This window comes from Kribbella koreensis, from assembly GCF_039525325.1.
In the GTDB taxonomy this organism is placed as follows: Bacteria; Actinomycetota; Actinomycetes; order Propionibacteriales; family Kribbellaceae; genus Kribbella; species Kribbella koreensis.
The window spans coordinates 1008642-1025044 of the sequence record NZ_BAAAHK010000003.1 but is presented as its reverse complement, the minus strand read 5'-3'; the positions used below and the strand labels follow the sequence as shown (position 1 = coordinate 1025044).

Annotated in this window: 14 protein-coding genes and 1 pseudogene; 6 read left to right on the top strand and 9 right to left on the bottom strand. The window is 67.8% G+C overall.

Annotated elements, in window-relative coordinates; translation table 11 throughout:
• Positions 1 to 110: 110 nt before the first annotated feature.
• The 7 genes from ABD116_RS08265 to ABD116_RS08235 all read right to left on the bottom strand — a co-directional run bounded on the left by ABD116_RS08265 (position 111) and on the right by ABD116_RS08235 (position 8877).
• Positions 111 to 764 carry a hypothetical protein gene (locus ABD116_RS08265; RefSeq protein WP_343966576.1) on the bottom strand — a complete coding sequence of 218 codons (654 nt, stop codon included), beginning with the start codon at positions 762 to 764 and terminating at the stop codon, positions 111 to 113.
• Positions 765 to 1043: 279 nt separating this feature from the next.
• Complete coding sequence (locus tag ABD116_RS08260; protein ID WP_343966574.1) at positions 1044 to 4337, bottom strand: coiled-coil domain-containing protein; 3294 nt, start codon at positions 4335 to 4337, stop codon at positions 1044 to 1046.
• Complete coding sequence (locus ABD116_RS08255) at positions 4334 to 4987, bottom strand: hypothetical protein (protein WP_343966571.1); 654 nt, start codon at positions 4985 to 4987, stop codon at positions 4334 to 4336. The genes ABD116_RS08260 and ABD116_RS08255 overlap by 4 nt, the downstream gene beginning before the upstream one ends.
• On the bottom strand, positions 4987 to 5688 hold the full coding sequence (locus ABD116_RS08250; protein ID WP_343966568.1) for a hypothetical protein: 702 nt from the start codon (positions 5686 to 5688) through the stop codon (positions 4987 to 4989). Before ABD116_RS08250 ends, ABD116_RS08255 begins: the two co-directional genes overlap by 1 nt.
• Complete coding sequence (locus tag ABD116_RS08245; RefSeq protein WP_343966566.1) at positions 5685 to 6875, bottom strand: hypothetical protein; 1191 nt, start codon at positions 6873 to 6875, stop codon at positions 5685 to 5687. Before ABD116_RS08245 ends, ABD116_RS08250 begins: the two co-directional genes overlap by 4 nt.
• A 194-nt stretch (positions 6876 to 7069) precedes the next feature.
• Positions 7070 to 7894, bottom strand: a complete 825-nt coding sequence (locus ABD116_RS08240) for an ABC transporter permease (RefSeq protein ID WP_343966564.1) — start codon at positions 7892 to 7894, stop codon at positions 7070 to 7072.
• Positions 7891 to 8877 carry an ATP-binding cassette domain-containing protein gene (locus ABD116_RS08235; RefSeq protein ID WP_343966562.1) on the bottom strand — a complete coding sequence of 329 codons (987 nt, stop codon included), beginning with the start codon at positions 8875 to 8877 and terminating at the stop codon, positions 7891 to 7893. The genes ABD116_RS08240 and ABD116_RS08235 overlap by 4 nt, the downstream gene beginning before the upstream one ends.
• A 212-nt stretch (positions 8878 to 9089) precedes the next feature.
• Here ABD116_RS08235 and ABD116_RS08230 point away from each other — a divergent pair, with 212 nt between their 5' ends.
• Positions 9090 to 9893: a TrmH family RNA methyltransferase gene (locus ABD116_RS08230; protein WP_343966559.1), complete on the top strand. Its 804-nt coding sequence runs from the start codon at positions 9090 to 9092 to the stop codon at positions 9891 to 9893.
• 74 nt (positions 9894 to 9967) lie between these two features.
• Here the strand turns inward: ABD116_RS08230 and ABD116_RS08225 are convergent, their stop codons facing one another.
• Together ABD116_RS08225 and ABD116_RS08220 are read right to left on the bottom strand one after the other, a co-directional pair.
• A complete protein-coding gene (locus ABD116_RS08225; protein WP_343966557.1) occupies positions 9968 to 10417 on the bottom strand; it encodes an Hsp20/alpha crystallin family protein in 450 nt (149 codons plus the stop codon).
• Positions 10418 to 10515: 98 nt separating this feature from the next.
• The gene (locus ABD116_RS08220) at positions 10516 to 11532 is read right to left on the bottom strand and encodes a LacI family DNA-binding transcriptional regulator (RefSeq protein ID WP_343966554.1); all 1017 of its coding nucleotides are present in this window, start codon (positions 11530 to 11532) and stop codon (positions 10516 to 10518) included.
• Between the two features lie 126 nt (positions 11533 to 11658).
• Between ABD116_RS08220 and ABD116_RS08215 the strand changes: the two are divergent.
• The 5 genes and pseudogenes from ABD116_RS08215 to ABD116_RS08195 all read left to right on the top strand — a co-directional run.
• A pseudogene (locus tag ABD116_RS08215) lies at positions 11659 to 12063 on the top strand (alpha-amylase family glycosyl hydrolase); the annotation flags it as partial.
• Between the two features lie 43 nt (positions 12064 to 12106).
• On the top strand, positions 12107 to 13252 hold the full coding sequence (locus ABD116_RS08210) for an alpha-amylase family glycosyl hydrolase (protein WP_343966552.1): 1146 nt from the start codon (positions 12107 to 12109) through the stop codon (positions 13250 to 13252).
• A gap of 12 nt (positions 13253 to 13264) precedes the next feature.
• Entirely contained in the window at positions 13265 to 14626 is a 1362-nt protein-coding gene (locus ABD116_RS08205) for an ABC transporter substrate-binding protein (RefSeq protein WP_343966551.1), read from the top strand.
• Positions 14627 to 14632: 6 nt separating this feature from the next.
• Positions 14633 to 15517: a carbohydrate ABC transporter permease gene (locus tag ABD116_RS08200; RefSeq protein ID WP_343966549.1), complete on the top strand. Its 885-nt coding sequence runs from the start codon at positions 14633 to 14635 to the stop codon at positions 15515 to 15517.
• Complete coding sequence (locus ABD116_RS08195; protein WP_343966547.1) at positions 15514 to 16389, top strand: carbohydrate ABC transporter permease; 876 nt, start codon at positions 15514 to 15516, stop codon at positions 16387 to 16389. The genes ABD116_RS08200 and ABD116_RS08195 overlap by 4 nt, the downstream gene beginning before the upstream one ends.
• The last annotated feature ends 14 nt before the right edge of the window (positions 16390 to 16403 follow it).

Sequence of the window (16403 nt, the reverse complement as noted above, 5' to 3'; positions counted from 1 at the left end):
GGACGTCGCCGGACATTCACACTGTTAAGGGCCACCCCGCAAGGGGTGGCCCTTAATGTGTTTTACAGACCTTTTGAGAGCTGCGGACCTGCCAGGGCATAGCCCAGAGGTCAGAGGTCGTCGGGGGAGATTCCTACCAGTGCCGCGGCGGCGCAGATGTGGATCGGGGTCAGGTCTGCGGGGGCGACGGGTGCCTGGAGAAGGGTGCCTCGTTCGAACGGGGTGAGGCCGATGTCTATGCCATGGGCGCCGGCTACCAGGCCGCGGACGTAGGTGAGCCAGCCCATCATCGGGATGCCGCGACGGAAGACGCCGGCGGCAGCTGCCAGTTCGGTGTCGGCGATGCTGGCCCATTCGGGTTCCCAGATCGTGACGACCGCGCGGAGGACCTGGGCGAAGCGCTCTGACTGGATCAGCGCGTCCTCGTCACTCCAGTGCAGGGTGAGTTGGTCGGAGACTGTCGTGAGGGTGCCGCCCATGGAGAGGTCGAACAACCAGGGGAGATCACCGGCGCTCTGCAGGTGCAGGCGGGTGGTACTCGAACCGTTCGAGAGGACCTTCGTGGTCGCCTCGACCATCTCCTGGAGCGGTGCGGAGGCGTCCGCCTCGAGCACATGGAAACCCCAGCGCTCGTCCTGCGTCCACAGGTGAACCTCTGGGAACGCCACAGCGACCGCGGTCAGGGTGCGCCCGACGCGGAGCGCTCGGTGTTCGACCGATTCGTCTCGGTGAGCCCACTGGGCGCGCAGTAGCCAAGATGCCATCTCACGCCCTCCGATCAGCTGCCGGCTGGACCTGTCCAACGGACGGTACGCCGAACGACGAGGGGTTGACCAGAGCTCCGCCTACTCCGTGTGAACAGCGGGGGCCGGCCTGAACGCCCATCTGCTCACACGACACCCCTCCAGTGTGAACGAGCGACGGGTCAGCCCCGACCACCGGGGTCCCTTTTCCGCAACCTCCCGCCCAAAACCGGTACCGCTGCCGAGGGAGGCCGACGACGGTCCGCCCACCCTGCCCGCTCGGCGCGCGGTTCAGCCCGGTCAGCCTGCGGCTCCCGTTGCTTCGGTGTCTTCGCCCGGCTCGGCATCGGTCGATTGCTTGACCGATTTAGCTGGCTTCCGTCGGCCAGACGCCTTCGCCGGAGCCGCGTCGGCAGCCTCGGCGGAGGAATCAGCTAGAACGGTTGAGTCAGGTTGGGAGAGCTCGGCGGTGTCGAGGGTTTGTTCGGCTAGGTCGAGGGTTGGGCGGGGGCCCCGGTAGGAGTCGAGCCAGGTGCGGAGGAGTTCTACCCGGGCGGAGTACTCCTCGTTGCCCTTCACGACCGGTGCCTGGTTGTAGGCCATCGTGTCGGAGGAGCGGCGCAGCTTCACGTAGAGACGGGATGAGGACAGCGCGTAGCGTTCCATGTCGTCCTGCAGGGCGCCGATGACCGTGATGTTCCGGTCGCGGCCGATCTGCTCGAACAGGGCGACGGCCTCTCGGCGGTGTTGGGAGCCGAGGTTCCGGCCCAGCTCGTCCAGGATCAGGAGCAGCGGACGGTCACTGCCGCCGGCCAACGCCGCGGCGCAGACGAGCTTCACTGCTTTCTCGTCCATCTGCGCGGTGTTGCCCTTGACGTTGAACGCCGAGAACGGCCCGCCCTCGGACCGACGCCACTTCGGCGTGACCGTCCAGCGCCACGGCTTGTCCGGCTCCGCTGGCGGGTCAGGCTCCGGATACTCGAGCTTCGCGCCGTACCCGCCGTACTGCTGGTCCAGCCGGTCGAATTCCGCCGACACCAGTCGCAGTCGCGCCTTGATGCCATCCGCAAGCGACGAGCGATGGGCCCGCGCGGTGCTCTCGGCCTCGCCGAGTCCCTCGCGAGCGCGTTCGAGGGCAGCATTCCGCTCAGCTCGTTGGCTGGCGATCTGCTGTTGCTGGAGGCTGTCGAAGGTCTCGTGCTGCGCGAGGTGGCTTGCGAGCGTCCGCTGCAGGGCCGGTACCAGGGCGACGCGTGCGCCGAGGGTCCCGTTCGACCAGCCGTCGGCGCCATTGAGGATCTCCCACAGCTCCGACGGGATCTCTTCCCGCGAGCGTGCGTTCGGGAAGCAGCGGCGTACGACGTCGTCGAGCTGGGTGCAGGCCTGGTGGTTCCAGTCGGCCGTCGTCCGACGCTGGGCCGCGTCATCCGGCAAGGCGACCAGGAACTCGGAGGCTTCCGAGGCGCTGCCGCCCCAAGCGGTCGTCCTGCTGACCAGGTCGAGACCGGTCTGCTCCTCCAGGAGCACGAGCCGTCGACCGGCGAGTTCGTCGAGGATGCGGTCGTGATCGCGGCGAGTGGCTTCGAGGTTCTTCAGGCGCTCGTCGCGGACGAGTTGCTGCCCGGCGGCGGCTTCGGCCGATTCCTTGGCCGCCTGCAAGGCGGGTGCGAGCGTGTCACGATCGGTCTCGTGCTGATCGTTCGCCTCACGCAGGGCAAGGATCTGCTCCTGTACGTCCGCGGCGGTCCCGAGCGCGCGGGCGGCCGCGGTACGCCGCTCGGCCTGGTCCACTCGCGCACGAGCCTGCTCAAGCGCGGCCGATGCCTCTGACCGGGCCTCTACGGCTGCGTCGAGGCGACGGCGGGCCGCTTCGATGCGCGCCGTGCGACCGGTGATCGCCTCCTCGAACTGCCCGACGGCGACCACGCCGGCCGGCTCGTCGATGATCTCCTTCGCCGAACGCTCCGCGAGAGCCGCGAAGAACCCGTCCAGCTTGAACCGCTTGTCCGCCGACGACGGTCCACCCTTGAAAGCGGCGGCATCGGGCCGGTTGGCGAGTACGAGCAGGAAGCCCGGATAGCCGGCGTCGCTCAGGGCAGACGTTGCGATCGCGACGTCGGACGCGTCGACGACAACGGCCTCCCGGTACGGTGCCAGCCGCGGCTCCCACTCGGCACGGTCGGCGGTCGCCAGCTCGGTGATGTCGGTGAGGGCGCCGCACTCGATGCCGGCGTTCGCCAGTACCTGTTGCTGCGGAGCCGAGACGGTTTGGCCGCTCTCGGCCTCGCGGAGGTCGGCGGTCGCCTGGTCCACGAACGAACGCGCGGCGTGGTCGCGGCCGATGTGCTCCTCGAGGACTGCGCGGGCTTCTTCTTGCTCCTCGGCGGCGGCCGCCATGTCGCGTCCGTCGGCCGAGCGGCCGGCATCGAGCAGCCGGCGGTGCTCTTGGCCGAGGCGCTCGAGCTGTTCGCGGACCGAGCGTTGGGCGAGATCCAGTTCACGGTCGCGGGCATCGAGTTTGTCGCGCTCCTGGCGGGTGAGTTGGACGTCGCGGAGCAGATTCTCTTCGCTGCCGAACGCTTCGATCTCGGTGTCGACGGTCTCCCGTCGCGCCTCCTGCTCGGCGACGCGCTCGTCCAGTACGCCCAGCTCTTGGAGGATCTCGCTGTTGCGCGCATCGCCGTCGACGAGATGCCGGGCGCAGCGGGCCTTCCAGGATTCGCGGGCGGCGGCGAGGGCTTCGCGGGCGGCGGCGCGTTGCAGGATGCCGGCCTCGACCGTGGCCATCTCCTGTTCCCAGCGCTGGAGGTCGGCCGCTGCCTGCTTGGTCGCCTCGCGTTGCGTGTGCTCGGCGGAGCGGTGGGCCTGCTCCTGCTCCAGCTCGTGATCGAGACCGGTGAGCGTGGCGATCGCGTTGAAGATGCGGGCGGGGCCGAGCTCGTTCAGCGGCTCGGCGAGCAGGTTGGCGGTCGGGGACGAGCGGACGGAGGTCGAGAGGAACGACACGCAGCGGACCTGGCCGCCGTACAGGACTGTGGAGAGCTTGTTGGCGTGGAAGTCGGTGCGGCCGTTGGAGTGGGGCAGTGCGGCCCAGAGCGCGTCGGCGCCGGCTGCGCGCTCGGCCTCGGTGACGCCGTACGGGACGTGCAGGCCGCTCTTCCAGCGCAGGTCCAGGTACGACGCTTTGCGGTTGATCCTGATCCAGACGGTGATGGCGGCCGCTTCGATCTCGGCCAGCTCGGTCAGGTCCGGGTCGGAGAAGACGCCGACGATGTAGCCGCGGTCGACGTTGGACCAGGTGCCTTCCTGGCCGGCCGCTTCGGCGGTGAAGAGCAGCTCGGCCGCGCCGGGAGCGCCGCTGGTGAGGCGCCATTGGTCGTCGGCGTGGAGGAGCGAGAGGGCGGCGATCCAGGAGGACTTGCCGGCGCCGTTGGAGTCGACCGGGCCCTGGCCGGCAACGGTGACGAGGCCTTGGCCGACCATCGGGATCGGGTGGGTCGACAGCCGGGACAGGTCGACGACCTGGACGCCGAGCAGCACCTTCGAGCCGAGGATGTCGTACGGCCCGTCCTCAGCGGGGGTGGGGGTGCTCATGCCGCTCCTTCTTCTTCGGTGATGCCTTTGCGAGCGCGGATGGCCTCCGCGATCGGGCTCGACGGGGCGGCCGCGAGGATCAGCTGATCCTGCAGGCGGCGCCGTGCGGCCGGGGTGAGGCGTTGGAGTTGTGGGCCCGGGATGTAGCTCGGGCCGCCGGAGTGGTCGCCGGACAGCTGGATCAGGCCGGCGGCGCGGAGTCGCTGGAGGGCCAGGCGGCGCTCCTCGCTGGAGATCTTGGTGGTGCGGAGCTCGTCGACGGTCGTCGGGCGGGCGGACTTCCAGCTGTCGCCGGTGAGAATGCCTTCGCTGCGGGGGATCGCTACCGAGTGGACCAGGACGAGCACCAGTACTGCGCGGTCCACGACTGAGAGCGGTTGCCAGCCTTGCGCGGTCAGCGTCTCGGCGATGTCGTCGGCGTACCCAGCTGTCCAGTGCGTGCCGTCCACATGCACCAGCGTCCGACCGATCAACTTCAACATCTTCTGCACCTGACGGCGCAACGTCACGTCCCGCAGCCCGGCCAGCTGCACCTCGGCCACCGGGTGCGCCGCATACTGCACCGCACTGAACGCAGCCAGTACTTCGTCCCTGCTCCGATCACTCAAATCCTGCAACAACTGATCGAAGAGCGCATGATGCTCACTCATCAGTCCTCCTCCGGCTCGGGTAGGTCTGAGCCGGGCGCAGCTGATTGGTCTGGCCCGGAGGAAGTCGGGGTGGCAGGGGCGGGGGTGGGTGCGTCCCCATCGTTGGGGAGTGGGTCGGGGGTGGGCTCGGGGGTGCGGGGTGGGGCTAGGACGGCTGGGGGTGGGTCGGGGAGGATTCGGCAGAGTTCTCTCAGGCCGGTTTGGGCGGTAGGGGTCCAGGCGGTTACCCGGGGGCCAAGGCGGACTTCGCCGGCCTTTTCGTTCCAGATAAGCCAGCTGGTGGCGTGTAGGCGGCGGAGGCTGCCGATGATCAGGGTCAGGTCGCTGGATTGTTCGGGGCGGCCTCGGAGGCCGGCGTAGACGGCCTTCACTTGGGTGAGGGTGCCGACCACGCCGGGCCACACCGAGCCGCTGCGGTCTTGCCAGCAGCAGGCTACGCAGATGGCTAGGACTCGGGCGGTTTCGTTGGGCATCTCGACCGCTACCGGGGGCATGCCGAGCTCCTCCAGGACGGAGTGGCCGGCGCCTTCGGGGAGGGTGGGCAGCATCCAGATTGTGGAGCCGTCGGGCTCGGGGGCTCGGGTGAGGCCTGGGACGGCAGGGGTGTCCGGGGAGACTTGGAGGGGTCCGGCGGACTGGACTTTGGCCCACCAGAGGGCGGTGTAGGACCGGCCGCTCTCGGCGACCTCCGACGACGTCATCGGGTCACCCGCCGGAAGGTTCCCTCGGTGGCCCAGGGGGTGCCGGCTGTGGGGTCGATTCGCATGCCGTCGCCCCAGACGAGCTCGTAGTCGAGCTCGTCGTGGAGGTGGGCAGCGGTCAGCTCGGCCAGGACCCGGCGGGCGGTGACCCAGTCGCCGGCGTCGTCGACTACGTCCACGATGCTGACTGAGGAGCGGCCGGCCAGGATTCGCTCGGCTTCGGCGCGGAGATCCTCGCGGTCTGTGGCGGCGGCGGACTCGGGCGCGTCTGTCTCCGAGGAAGGACGAGGCGGTGCCATCCGCGCAGTACCGGTTCGGCGGCCGGACTCGACTGCTTCGAGCATGCCCTCCGGGGAGAAGTCAGGCGCGGCCGCGTCGAACAGCAAGCCGTCCAGCACACCAGCCAGTACTTCGGTATCGCTGCTCCGCGTAAACGTCAGCCAAGTCTCGATCGGCAGCAATCCGAGCGCCCGCGTCGTACCGGCTCGCTCGACCAACCGCCCGGCCGCCAGCTGAACAGCATCCGCATAAGCAGCCAGCGACATCCGCAGCTGCGTGCACACCTGGTGCAACCCGGGCCACCGCTCGAGCACGATCCGGTGCACCTTCTCGGCCTGCTCGATCAGTCGCTCGTTACCCCACGCGAGCTGTGCGTTCTCCCGCAGCTGCGCGGTCGTGCTGGTCGACACCAGGATGGACAGCTCGTTTCCCAGCAGCCGGAACACCTTCGTCAGCCGCTGGATCGATGCCTGCCCCTGCTCCTCGACCGCCCGCGGATCGCTCACGCTGTGTGCTTCGAGGGTGAGCAATTGGTGCAGCTCGGCCTGCCCGCCCTGCACCGACATCCGCTTGAGGAACATCAGCATCACGTACGGCGCGAAGGCCGCCCGGTGACGCAACTCGTTGGGCCGGTCCACGAGCTTGGTGATCGCGCCGTACTGCCGCAGTACTTCGAAACGCCGCACGATCACCTCATGCGGCCATCCACGGCAGGCGAGCGCGGCCTGCTCCACGGTCAACCCGTCGCTGCCCGCCTCCGCGAACGCATCCAGGATCGCCTGATCCGCGTCCAGCAGCTCCGGGTCGACGATCATCGCGCCGGCCTCCCGGGCGAGCACGGCGAAGACCTGCCGATAGACGCGCAGGACAGCCGCTTCGGCCTCCGCATCCAGCAATGTCGCGTCCACGCTTCTCCTCCCGCGGCCGCCCCCGAAGACAGCCAGAGAAGCGACTTTATCGACGCCGGACGGCGGATCGAAATCGGCACTCGCCGGGCCTGTGGACAAACTCCTCCGGACAAACCCGCCCAGGCGGGCCGCCGACGCACGCGGCAGGCCCGCTGACGTAGCCGGCAGGCCTGCCGGCGCAGGCGCCCTAGGCTTCAGTCCCGCGAGCGGCGCCGGAACGCCACCAAGGCGAGCGGCGCGAAGACGGCCGTGAACAGCAGCGACCAGGCGATGGAAGCGAGCACTGGGTGCTGGAGCGGCCACTGAGCGTCCGCCGAGGGCGCCAGACCGTTGCCCCACAATTGCCGGCACGCCGCGGTCAGCGCCGACACCGGGTTCCACTCCGCGATCAACTGCAGCCAGCGGGGCATGTCCTGGGTCGGGGCGAAGGTGTTGGCGACGAAGGTGAGCGGGAACATCACGGTGAACATGAAGCCGTTCACCGCCTCCACCGAGCGCATCAGCGACCCGACCCAGATGCCCAGCCAGATCATCGAGAAGCCGAACAGCAGCAGGAGCAGGTAGCCCAGCACGCCGTTGACCAGTCCGTCGCGGATCCGCCAGCCGATCAGCAGGCCGGTCACGCTCATCACCACGATGCCGATACCGGAATGGATCAGGCTCGACAGGCTCCGCCCGACGAGCACGGACGAGCGGGAGATCGGGAGCGACTTCAGCCGGTCGACGATCCCCTTCTCCAGATCGCTGGTGAGGCCGATGGCCACGATGGCGGAGGAGAAGATGATGGTCTGCGCCATGATGCCCGGCAGCAGGAACTCCCGGTACGACGTACCGGGCACGTCGATCGAGCCACCGAACACGTAGGCGAACAGCAGCACGAACATCACCGGCTGGATCGTCACGTCCAGCAGCATCTCCGGCATTCGCCGGATGTGCAGGAGATTGCGCCAGACCACGGTCAGCGACTGTTGCAGCAAGGTGCGCTGGTGGATCGGCGGCCTGGTCATCACGGCGGTCATCGGACAGCCTCCTGCTCGGTCAGCGTCCCGGTGGTGTCGGTCGACTCGGCGCGGTGACCGGTCAGGTGCAGGAAGACGTCGTCGAGGCTCGGTCGTTTCAGGCCGAGGTCGTCGACGTCGATCCCGCTATCGGCGAAGACCCCGGCGATCCGGGTCATGTCGGCCAGACCGGCGGCCGGCGCCGTGAGTCGCCGGCTCACCTCCTCGACGTGCACCTCAGGCGCGTGTTGTCGCAGGAGTTCGGCAGCGCGTGGCAGGTCGGCCACTGCCGCGACCGTGACGACCACACTGGCCCGGCCGGCCTCGTCCTTGAGCTGCGTCGGCGTACCGGCCGCGATCACCTTGCCCTTGTCGATCACGACGATCTCGTCGGCGAGATGGTCGGCCTCCTCCAGATACTGAGTCGTCAGCAGCAAGGTGGTGCCGTCCCGAACCAGGCCGCGCAGTACCTCCCACAGATCCGCGCGGCTGCGCGGGTCGAGTCCGGTCGTCGGCTCGTCGAGAAACAGCACCGGCGGTGCGGCGACCAGGCTGACCGCGAGGTCCAGCCGTCGCCGCATCCCACCCGAGTACGTCTTCGCCACCCGGTCGGCCGCGTCGGTCAGCAGGAACCGCTCGAGCAGCTCGTCGGAGAGCTTGCTCAGGTACTTGGTCGGCAGCCCGTAGAGCCTGCCGATCAGCCGGATGTTCTCCCGGCCGGTCAGCAGTTCGTCGATCGTCGCGGACTGACCGGTCAGGCCCATGCTGCGCCGGACGTCCGCGGGTTGCTTGATCACGTCGTAGCCGGCCACCCGGCCCGTACCGCTGGTGGGCACGCTGAGCGTCGTCAGCATCCGCACCGTCGTCGTCTTGCCGGCGCCGTTGGGACCGAGCAGGCCCAGCACTGTTCCTTCGGGGACGACGAAACTCACGCCGTCGACGGCACGGTTCGTGCCGAACTGCTTCACCAGATCGATCGCTTCGACTGCGGGTCCGTTGGACATGGGCTCACCCTAGAGCGGGCCGCCGACAACCCGATGCGGAAAAAAGCGGATGACGCCGAGCACCGCGTTCCCTACCATCCGAAGCATGATGAGACTCCTCGGCTAGTGCGTCCTCAAACGCTCTAGCCGACCCCAGCACACCCGACCGGTGCGGATGCCCACGAAGGCGTCCCCGGGCGCGGTCTGCTGTTCTCATTCACCGGAGTCACCTCATGGCACCGTCATTTCCCGACGTCCTGCCGATCGGAGCGCAGCACCCGCGTGGCCGCGCCCTGCTCGCCGTTCGCAAGGATTCCGTCCCCGGCAGGATCCTGGTCGAGGGGAGCTGGGAGCACAGCCAGCTGCTCAGCACCCCGACCGTGATCGACACCTTCTATTACTGCGCTGAAGTCTGCGAACAGCCGCGGACAGCAGCCGAGATCGCCGCGAGAGCACGTGAGGTCTACCGGATCTCACCGAAGCTGCTGGCACGAGTCAGCCGGAAGAGCCGGTCCGACGGCCTGATCTCCATTGCCCGGCTGCCCGAGTGGCGCGCCGAGGAGCTCAGGCTCAGTGAGTCCTCGCTGGTACTGGTCGCCGATGGCGTCGAGTACGCCGGCAACCTCGGCACCCTGATCCGCACGGTCGACGCCGCCCGCGCGGACTGCCTGGTCCTCACCAGCCGCCGGGCGCGCCCGAATCACCCCGCCGTGTACGCCGCCAGCCGCGGCATGGTGCTCACCACTCCGGTGCTCGAGTTCACGAGCATCGCCAGCGCAGCGAGTTGGCTCAGGCAGCACGAGTTCGAGGTCCACCTCGCCGACCCCGCAGCGACCGGCAGCTACAAAGCACCGCAGTACCAAGGAAGAACTGCCTTCGTCGTCGGCTCGGAAGGCGAGGGACTTCACCAGGCATGGCATGAGCAGGGCTTCAAGAAGGTGAGCATCCCGATGCTCGGTCAGGCCGATTCGCTCAACGTCGCCTTGTCAGCCGGCATCCTGCTCTTCGAGGCCCGTGCCCGCAAAGAGGGCTGGTGATCTCTGGCATTGCCGTGGGGCCGGCCATCGGGCCGGCCCCACGGGTGCAGGTTGCGACTCCGAAGCCGCCGTGGTCAGGTCGTCTTGACGTCCACGTGCTTGGGCTCCGGCTTCGGCACCTCCTTCAGTGGCACCCGGATCTCCAGGATGCCGTCCTTGTAGGTGGCCTTGATCTCGCTGTCGTCGAAGTCGGCCGGCAACGTCATGCTGCGGGAGAAGGCTCCGTAACGGAACTCGGACCGCAGCGCCTCCTTGGTGGTCTCCTTCCGCTCCGCCTTCACGGTGAGCATGCCGTCGGCGACCGTGATGTCGACATCCTTGACGGGGTCGATGCCGGGCAGTTCGGCACGCAGCACGTAGTCGTCACCTTCGCGGAAGTCCTCCACCCGCATCATCTGCAGGCCGGCGAACGGCCGCAGGGCCGGAATGGTGAACGGCCGGAAGGTGGGGAAGGCCGCGAACTCCACTTCGAGCCAGTCGGTCAGATCCGTGAGTGGCCGTTCACGCTTGACGAGGTCATTCATGTTCTCGCCTCCAAATCCTCTCGTCCTACTTCCACTCCAGCGCGCGGCTCATAGCCGCCAAAGGGTCCTCCGGCCTTGTTCTGAAGGACTTTCGGCGGTCAGCGTGGCGCGGCGGTCGAGGCGCGCTCGATCAGCCGGACCTCCAGCGTGATCGGGTCGACCGGATGCTCCTTGCCCTCGATCGTGCCCAGGAGCAGCTGTACTGCGATCGCCGCCTTCCGCGGGATGTCCTGCGCGATCGTGGTCAGCTTGGGCGTGACGTAAGCGCTCAGATCGAGGTCGTCGAACCCGAGCACCGAAACGTCCGAAGGCACCGAGAACCCACTCTCCGCCAGCCCTTCCATGATCCCGATCGCCAGGATGTCGGCGGTCGCGAAGACGGCCGTGGCCGAGGGGTGCGAGGACATCAGCCGCCGCCCGAGCTCGCGGCCACTGGCATGTGTCGTGTTCGCCGAGACCAGCCGCTCCCGCCACGACAACCCGGCCTCCGCGAAGGCAGCCTGGAAACCCGCGAACCGCTCGTGCACGACACCGACATCGGAGAACGACGGCCCGGCGAAGACGATCTCCCGATGCCCCAGCTCCAGCAGATGCCGCGCGGCCAGCAGCGCACCGGTGTAGTCATCGGACCGTACGCCGGTAGTCAACGGATTCGCCGAATAGCTGTCGATCGCGAGCAACGACACCTTCCCCACCGCGCGAGCAGTGAGCCGGTCGATCTCCTCGTCCAGGAACCCGAGCAGCACCGCCCCATCCAGGCTCCACGACTGCAACGCCTCGGCAACCTCCGCCGGCGCCGCGATCCCGCGGAGCAACAGGTGGTACCCGCCCTTGCGCAGTTCCCGCTCGATCTGCCCGACGATCGCCACGTTGTGCGGGCTGATCATCAAGCTGTCCTCGTCGGCCGCCGGCACCAGCAGGCCGATCAGCCGTGACGACTTCGCGGCCAGGCTGCGGGCCGACGCGCTCGGCACGTAACCGCGCTCGGCGACGATCCGCTGGATCCGCTCGATCGTCTCCGGCGAGACCCGGGCGCGCTTGCCGTTCACCACGTTCGAGACCGTCATCATGCTGACCCCGGCCTCGTCGGCGATGTCCTTCAGCGTGACCCGCACAGCGGCTCCTCTCGGTTGTCGCGGCCAGGATACGAGCGCCGTCCGCCCATTGACAGCCGCCCGGAAGCGGCCTTACGGTCCCACCAAGGTGGAGCGCTAAACCTACCACGATCGAACGGAGTTCAGGTGAGCAAAGAGGTGAGTACTCAGCAGTGGTGGCGGGATGCGGCGATCTACCAGATCTACCCGCGCAGCTTCGCCGACGGGAACGGCGACGGCACCGGTGACCTGGCCGGCGTCCGCTCGCGGCTCCCGTACCTGAGCAGCCTCGGGATCGACGCCATCTGGTTCACCCCGTGGTACCTGTCCCCGCTCGCCGACGGCGGGTACGACGTGGCCGACTACCGGGTGATCGATCCGGCCTTCGGCACCGTCGAGGAGGCCGAGCAACTCATCGCGGAGGCTGCCGCCCTGGGTATCCGCACGATCATCGACATCGTCCCGAACCACATCTCGAGCGAACACGTGTGGTTCAAAGAAGCTCTGGCCGATGGCCCGGGCTCACCGGCAAGAGAACGCTTCTGGTTCAAGGGCGGCGAGGAGCAGCCGACCGACTGGGTCTCCAGCTTCTCCGGTGACACCTGGACCAGGACCAAGAACCCCGACGGTACGCCGGGGGGAGTGGTACCTCCACCTCTTCACCCCCGAGCAGCCCGACCTCAACTGGAACCACCCCGACGTCCGCCGCGAACACGAGGAGATCCTCAGGTTCTGGTTCGACCGGGGTGTCGCCGGGATCCGGATCGACTCGGCCACCATGCCGGTCAAGGATCCCGCCTTCCCGGAGTACGGCGAGACCGCCGAGCACCCGTACGTCGATCGCGACGAACTCCACGACATCTACCGCTCCTGGCGGGCCATCGCCGACGAGTACGCCGAACCGCGGGTGCTCGTCGGGGAGATCTGGCTCGCCGACCCCGAGCGGTTCGCCCGCTATCTGCGGCCGGACGAGATGCACACCGCGTTCAACTTCGACCTGATGGGCCGGCCGTGGAGAGCGTCCGAGCTCCGCGCGTCGATCGAATCCACGCTCGCCGCTCACCGGCCCGTCGACGCGCCGGCCACCTGGGTGCTGTCCAACCATGACGTCACCAGACCGGCCACCCGGTACGGACGCGAGGACAGCTCGTTCTCGTTCCAGACCAAGCGGTTCGGCGTACCGACTGATCTGGCGCTGGGGCAACGGCGGGCGCGGGCGGCGGCGCTGCTGACGGCCGCATTGCCTGGGTCGCTCTATGTCTATCAAGGCGACGAGCTCGGCCTGCCCGAGGTCGAGGACCTCCCGCTCGCCGCGCTGCAGGACCCGATCTTCCACCGCTCCGAAGGCGCCGATCCCGGCCGCGACGGCTGCCGCGTACCGTTGCCTTGGACAACTACTGGCCCGAGCTTCGGCTTCAACTCGCAAGGCTTCACTCCCTGGCTGCCGCAGCCGGCCGAGTGGGGCAGCCACTGCGTCGAGGTGCAGGAACGCGACCCCGACTCGATGCTCGCCCTGTACCGCGCCGCGCTGCACCTCCGCCGCGGCCTCCCCAACGAATTCGCCTGGCACGAAACCACCACCGACGATGTCATCGCCTTCAGCCGCGGAGAGCGCTTCCGCTGCCTGGTCAACCTGGGCGACGAGCCGCTCCAGCTGGACGGCGAAGTCCTGCTCGCCAGCGCCGCCCTCACTGACGATCGCCTCCCCACCGACGCAGCCGTCTGGCTGACCACGAAGTAGGAGAACCACGCAATGAAGCTCACTCCCATCGCTCTCGTGGTCGCTGTGGCCGCGAGCCTCACCGCCTGCTCGGGCTCCGGCTCGGACACCAAGGCGACGCCCGACGGCCCGGTCACCCTGAAGGTCGCCCGCGACCCCGGCCTCGACAAGGGCGCGATCGCCGCCTTCGACGCGAGGGTCGCGCAGTTCGAGAAGGACAACCCGAAGATCGACGTCGTCCCGCAGGAGTACAACTGGACCGCGACGACCTTCACCGCGCAGCTTGCTGGTGGCACGCTGCCCGACGTCTTCACGGTCCCGTTCACCGACGGCCGTGGCCTGATCCAGCGCAAGCAGATCGCCGACATCAGCGGCCTCGTCTCAGCTCTCCCGTACGCGAGCAAGTTCAGCGAGAACGTCGCCAAGGCGGGCAAGGCCGAGGACGGCAAGATGTGGGCCGTCCCGATCGCGGCGTACGGGCAGGCCTTGCACTACAACCGGTCCTTGTTCAAGCAGGCCGGGCTGGACCCCGACAAGCCGCCGGCGACCTGGGATGAGGTCCGTGCGGACGCCAAGCAGATCGCGGACAAGACAGGCAAGGCCGGGTACGCCGAACTGACTACCGACAACACAGGTGGCTGGATCCTCACCACCCTCGACTACGCGTTCGGCGGCCGCACGGAGAAGCTCGACGGCGACACCGCGACGGCACAGCTCGACACACCCGAGATGACCTCGGTGCTGCAGTTGCTGAAGGACATGCGCTGGACGGACAACAGCATGGGCTCCAACTTCCTCTACGACTGGGGCGGCATCAACCAGGCCTTCGCATCTGGCCAGATCGGTATGTACGTGTCCGGTGGCGGCAACTACGGCTCACTGGTCACGCAGAATGCGCTCAAGCCGGCCGACTACGGCGTGACGACCATCCCGCTCGCCAGCAACGACCAGGCCGGAGTACTGGGCGGTGGGACGCTGGCGACGGTCAGTGCCAAGGCCAACGACGGTGTGAAGGCCGCTGCCGTGAAGTGGATCGACTACTTCTACATGAAGAAGCTGGCCGACAAGGACGCCGCAGTGCTCGATGCGAAGACCGTTGCCGCCTCCAAGCAGCCAGTGGGTGCTCCGCAGCTACCGGTGTTCGACAAGGCGACGTACGACGAGTCGCTGGGCTGGGTGAAGGAGTATGTGAACGTCCCGCTCGAGCAGATGAAGCCGTACACGGACAAGATGTTCGACCAGCCGCTGCTCACCGAGCCGGTCCGGTCGACCCAGGAGGTCTACAAGCTCCTCGACCCGGTCGTGCAGTCGGTCCTGACCAACAAGGATGCCGACATCGCGAAGCTGCTCAAGAACGCCAACGCCGAGGCGCAGACCCTCCTCGACCGGAAGTAGCCACTGATGAGAAGAGGTCGCGGTAGTGGCCTGAGCACGCTGGTCTTCCTGCTACCGCTGCTACTGGTCTTCGGTGTCTTCTCCTGGATCCCGATCCTCAGGGCTGTGGTGATGAGCTTCCAGGAGACCAACCTGGTCACCCCTGCGACCTTCGCCGGCCTACAGAACTTCAGGGACGTCCTGGCCGACCCCCTGCTCTGGACAGCAGTCAAGAACACCCTGTACTTCGCTCTGCTCGCCCTACTGTTCGGCTACCCGGTCCCGCTCGTCGCTGCAGTCCTGATGAGCGAGGTACGCCGCTTCAAAGGTCTCTACAGCGCATTGGCCTACTTGCCGGTGGTGATCCCACCAGTAGTCGCAGTGCTGCTGTGGAAGTTCTTCTACGACGCCAGCCCCAACGGCGTCTTCAACACCATCCTCGGCGCAGTAGGCCTCGGCCCGGTCTCCTGGCTACAGGACTCGGGCAGTGCGATGCCCGCACTGGTCATCGAGGCGACCTGGGCCGCAGCCGGCGGCACGGTCATCATCTACCTCGCCGCACTGACAGGGGTCGCCACTGATCTCTACGAAGCAGCCGAGATCGACAGAGCGTCGATCTGGCGCAAGATCTGGCATGTGACGCTGCCGCAGCTCAGAGGCGTCCTGCTGATCACCTTCATCCTGCAGATCGTCGGAACGTCGCAGGTCTTCCTGGAGCCGTTCCTGTTCACCGGTGGCGGCCCGGCGAACTCCACGATCACCATCCTGCTACTCATCTACGACTACGCGTTCGCCAACAGTCTCGGTGGCGAGTACGGCGCCGCGACCGCCCTCAGCATCATGCTGGCCGTTGCCCTGGGCATCCTGTCGGCCGTCTACTTCCGCCTGACCCGATCCTGGAGCCGCTCATGAGCCGGGGCATCCTCTCGTCGTCGGACTGGCGCCGCCCCGGCGTACGGCGTACCGCTCGGTCAGTGCACGTCTTGCTGCTAGCCGCGCTGATCGCCGTCGGCCTGGGCCCCATGCTCTGGCTGGCCAAGGCGGCAGTCACTCCAACCCAGGACACCCTGCGCGCGCCGCTCGCGTTGTGGCCGCACGGGATCGACTGGGCCAACCTGTCCACCGCCTGGTCGCGGGTGGAGATCGACAAGTACTTCCTCAACACCGTCGTCCTCGCGGCCGGCTCCTGGTTCGTCCAGTTGCTGGTGGCGACCACGGCCGGCTACGCCTTGTCGGTACTACGCCCGCGCTACCGCAAGGCCCTGACCGGCATCGTGCTCGCGACGCTCTTCGTGCCGTCGGTCGTGCTGCTCGTCCCGCTGTACCTCACGATCGTCGACCCACCGTTGCTGAAGACCTCGTTGATCAACACGTTCTGGGCGGTCTGGCTGCCGGCCGGCGCGAACGCGTTCAACATCCTGATCGTGCAACGGTTCTTCGACAACCTGCCCCGGGAGGTCTTCGAGGCCGCCCGGGTCGACGGCGCCGGACCGTACCGGATGTTCTGGTCCGTCGTCCTGCCGATGTCGCGCCCGATCCTGGGTGTCGTCTCGGTGTTCGCGATCATCGCGGCCTGGAAGGACTTCCTCTGGCCGCTGCTGGTCCTGCCCGACCCCGATCTGCAACCCCTGTCCGTCCGGCTTCCCGCGCTGCAGAAGTTCGTCGAACTCGATGTGTTCCTGGCGGCACTCGCGATCTCGACGGTGATTCCGGTGGCGCTGTTCCTGGTGTTCCAGCGACTGTTCCTCAAGTCCAACGCACTCAGTGGCGCAGTCAAGGGATAAGTAGTTCCGCCCCG